The organism is Cryobacterium sp. MLB-32 (assembly GCF_000738085.1).
Classification (GTDB): Bacteria; Actinomycetota; Actinomycetes; order Actinomycetales; family Microbacteriaceae; genus Cryobacterium.
Window position 1 is genome coordinate 1 of the sequence record NZ_JPRS01000297.1, and the last position, 4,139, is coordinate 4,139.

At 66.1% G+C, this 4,139-nt stretch carries 3 protein-coding genes; all 3 read right to left on the reverse strand.

Features of this window, described 5'->3' with window-relative positions; translation table 11 throughout:
• Positions 1-312: 312 nt before the first annotated feature.
• Genes JF66_RS17805 through JF66_RS17815 form a run of 3 tightly spaced genes read right to left on the reverse strand, consistent with a single transcriptional unit; the run spans position 313 to position 3,409 of the window.
• The gene (locus JF66_RS17805) at positions 313-1,287 is read right to left on the reverse strand and encodes a hypothetical protein (protein WP_035880121.1); all 975 of its coding nucleotides are present in this window, start codon (positions 1,285-1,287) and stop codon (positions 313-315) included.
• A 2-nt stretch (positions 1,288-1,289) separates the two neighbouring features.
• A complete protein-coding gene (locus JF66_RS17810; RefSeq protein WP_156109897.1) occupies positions 1,290-1,982 on the reverse strand; it encodes a low molecular weight phosphatase family protein in 693 nt (230 codons plus the stop codon).
• Positions 1,979-3,409 carry a polysaccharide biosynthesis tyrosine autokinase gene (locus JF66_RS17815; RefSeq protein WP_035880123.1) on the reverse strand — a complete coding sequence of 477 codons (1,431 nt, stop codon included), beginning with the start codon at positions 3,407-3,409 and terminating at the stop codon, positions 1,979-1,981. The genes JF66_RS17810 and JF66_RS17815 overlap by 4 nt, the downstream gene beginning before the upstream one ends.
• Positions 3,410-4,139 lie beyond the last annotated feature (730 nt).

A 4,139-nucleotide genomic window follows, 5' to 3' on the forward strand; every position in this document is an offset into this window, starting at 1 on the left:
GCCTTGAGATCATTTTGGGGCCACGCCCCAGAAGAGACCCCACGATAGGTGAATTCAAAGCAGCTCAACTTCTCACTGAAGAAATACTTCACAGGGCCAGAGACGGGCGCCCTATTGGCCTTCACGAAGCCCAAGAGAATCTCTCAGTCTTAATGAGAGGGATCACAGGCTCCAAAGACACGGACTAGTGCATGAGCCGGCCTACAGTGAAGCACCAGAGGTGCAACCGGCGTGCTCGATGACCTGTACGACGCCTCCAGATTGTAGTCGCTGATTCCAGCGTGCCAGCCGCGACCGGCGGCGAGAGAGGGGTTAGAGCCAGGCTGCCCCGGCGTCGGTGCTGCGACCGAGGGTCTCGCCGGCCCACACCCAGAGGGTGTCTCCGCTGGCGGAGAGTGCCACGTTGCCGGCGAGGTCGCCCGCAACGAGCAGGCAGCCGGTGACGGTAGCGCCGAGCTCGGGGGTGAGGGTGACGATCTGCACGCCCGCGCACTCGGCCGAGCCAGCGACGGCGGCCACGTAGCCGGCGTCAGAGGCGGTGAGGTTGACGGTTCCGGCGAGCACGCTGGCGGCCGACCAGGTGGCGGCGGCATCCGTGGTGACGTACAGCTCGTTAGACGCGCACAGCACGGCCGCTTCGGTGCCGCTGCGGGGAGCGAGGGCCAGCACCGACGCACACGGCGCGGTCTGGTCGCCCTCGGGGCTGTGCACCACGGCGCGGTCGGCGGGGTTCACGAACCACTGGCCGTCGAGCTGCTCCGGGTAGGAGCGAAAGTTGTCGCCGCCCACGAAGGTCTTCACGAACAGGGGCGCGCAATCGGCGAGGTCGAGTCCGACGAACTGCACCACGCTGCCGCTCTGGGCCGAGAGCGTCTGCACTGCCGTCACGTCGGCGGGGCCGGTGGCGTCGGTGGCGGTCCAGGTGGCGCCCGAGTCGGTGCTCACTTCGGGTGAGGCGGATGCCGCGGGGCACGCCCCCGACGCGGCCCGCCAGGCCGTCGTTCCGTCAGCGGCGGAGATCATGCGGGCGGGGGTCACGGCCACGACGGCGCTGGCCGAGGGCGTAGGAGCGGTGGTGGTGCTGGCCGCCGGGGTGGGGCTGGGCGTGGGCACCAGCGTGGACGTGGGCACGGTGCCGGGGGTGACGTCGGCGTCGGCCTTCGTGGTGCTGAGTGCGAAGCCAATCAGGGCGAGGTCGAAGATGATGAACGCGGCCACGGCGGCGTACACCCACACGCGGCGACGCGAGGAGTCTTTGGGAACGTGACGAACGGGACGACGAGCCATGATTACCGCTTTCCGACGGAGGCGATGATGCCCGTTGAGATGGTGGTGACGGCCGCGTCGATGGCGGCGGCCGTGCGCGCGTAGACCGCGGACGACTGGCGGTACGGGTCTTCGATGTCGTCTTCCAGTGGATCCGCCGGCGGAGGAGTCATCCCCCGCGACGCCGCGATCGCTTCAATAAAGTCCCCCGCACCAACCGCTGGTCGTGCCTCGACCGCAGCCATCAACCGCGCCAGCTGCTTCAACGTGAACGCATACCGGGTGCTCTTCGGGTACATCGACACCACGGCAGAGCGGTGCTCCCGCGTTGCGGTCACCACCAGATCGGCTTCGGCGATGAGCTCCGGCGTGAGCTGCTGCGCCGCGTGCGGCATGTCAGCGGCGCCGTACTCCAGGGCCAGCGCGGCCGCCTCGGCGGTCATGTCGTGGCCCACCATGGCGCGGGTGCCCGCGCTCTTCACCCTGGCCGCAACTCCCGCGGCGGCAAACCGAGCGCGCAGCAGGTGCTCCGCCAGCGGAGACCGGCAAATGTTCCCCGTGCACACCACCAGCACGCTGAACATTCCGCTGGTCGAGCTTGTCGAGACCGCGCCCATACCGCTGGTCGAGCTTGTCGAGACCTTCGCACCCGAGCTCTCGCCACCGACCCCCGCCGGCACAGCCGCCCGCCGCCCGTGCCTACCGGTTTCGCTCACGCCTGCACCCGCGTGCGACGCGGACCGGCCTTGCCCTTCGGCGCAGCAGCAGTCTCGGCGTCGAGGTCAGATCCGTACCCGTACCCATAGTTGCCGTACCCGTAGGCGTCCGGACCCTTGGTCGGCAGCATGGTGAGCACCAGTCCCGACACGGACGTGCCCACGTTCGTCAGCGCCGCGATGGCGCCCTTCAGCTGGTTCTTGTGAGTGCGTCCGGCGGCCACGATGATGAGCGCCCCGCCCACGTTCTTCGCGAGTACGGCGGCGTCGGTCACCGGCAGCAGCGGCGGCGAGTCGAAGAGCACCACGTCGAACGCGCGGTTGAGTTCCCCGATGATGTGCGTCATGCGCGCGGAGCCGAGCAGCTCGCTCGGGTTGGGCGGAATGTGTCCGGCCGGCAGCACGAACAGCTGCGCACGGCCCCAGGGCTGAATAACGTCTTTCAGCTCGGCCTTACCGATGAGCACGTCGGTGAGGCCTACGGCACCTTCGATACCCATGTAGTCCGCGATCTTCGGGCGGCGCAGGTCGGCGTCAACGAGCAGCACGCGCGAGCCGGAGTCGGCCAGCGCAATGGCGAGGTTGGCACCGGTCGTGCTCTTGCCCTCGGCCTCGATCGACGAGGTCACCACGAAGGCGCGCTCGGTGCGTCCCACGTCGAGAAACTGCAGGTTGGTGCGAAGGGTTCTAAACGACTCGGCGCGTGGGCTGCGCGGGTCGACGTGCACGATCAGCGGGCGTTCCTGCGCCTTCGGGTCGAACACGATGCCACCGAGAATAGGGCTGTCGGTCACCTGTTCCACGTCGCGCTGGTTGCGAATGCGTGTTTCCAGCGTTTCGCGCAGCACGGCGATTCCCACGCCGAGCGCCAGGCCCACGAGCGCGCCGAGCGCAATATTAAGAGGTACGTTCGGGCTCACCGGAATCGACGGCACGGTCGCCTGCTGCGCGCGGGTGAGCTTCACCGGCGACACGGCATCGGCGCCGACGGGTGTCTCGATCTCAGCCACCACCGACGTCAGGCTCGCCGAAATGGCGTTCGCTGTCTCCGCGGCACGCACCGGGTCGGTGTCGGTCACGGTGATATCGATGATCGACGTGTCCAAAGGAGCGGATGCCGTGACCTTCGTCGCCAGAGCGTCCGGCGTAATGCCGAGGTCGAGCGAACCGATGACCGGAAGCAGCACGATGGGGGTGGCCACGAGGTCGGAGTACGTCTTCACGCGCTGCACGGTGAAGCTGTTGCCCTGGGCCAGCTCCGAGGTGGTGCCGGTGGACTGTGTCGACACGAACACCTTGGCCGTGGCGCTGAACGTCGGCGTCTGCAGAATCGAATAAGTGGATGCTGCGCCCACGGCAACAAGAGTAAGAAGCACAATCAGCACCCAGCTCTTGCGCAGAATGCGAATGTAGTCGCGGAGTTCCACTCAACGGCCTTCCCTAGAAATACACGGCAGGCTCGATACAGACCCCAGAGTCATTTTCACATACTTCACGCCACCCCGCCCACCCGCTGGTCGAGGCGCGAGGCACGAGCGATCGAGACCTCGCGAGACGCTCCCGGAACCCACGTCCCGTACCGCTACTCCCCAGTCTCGCTCAAACCGGGCCGAAGAACAGACGATTCAAGAATCGACACTTCATGCGTTTCTCGACGAGACCACAACCGGACTCGCGTGATGCCATCCGCGACCAGCTGAATCGCAACGCGGTTCGTGAAGTCCAACTTCCGCGGCACCTTCGTCCAGCCGGCGTCTGGAGAATAGACATCCGTCATCGTCAATCGACGGGATGATTTGCTGAATCGGCGCCGAGCAAAAATTGGTATATCGCTCATCTCGATCACTGCCTCCATGTGCATCGCTGAAGGACACTGAACTGCCCCCACCCTCTACGGTATGTCGCCAGTTGCGACCCGGGCGACTATTCCCCACCCCTGAAACAGGGGGGAATCTCGCGTAACTCAGGAGGGTGATTGTCGTCTGTGAAGTGGCTAGCGAGTAGGTGAGGCCTGAGGACGCCACTGCCAAGCAGCCATCTCAGCTCGACATCAACAGGAGCACAAAAGCCCGCTCAGCACCCCACCGTCAACACGGTCGTCTCCGGCAAACTAATCAACGGCGTGCTCTGCACGAACAGCTCCCCATCAAACGGCTC

What these genes read in the sequence shown, in the direction of transcription:
- JF66_RS17805 (WP_035880121.1), bottom strand. Translation starts at nt 1,287, where the DNA reads ATGGCTCGTCGTCCCGTTCGTCACGTTCCCAAAGACTCCTCGCGTCGC.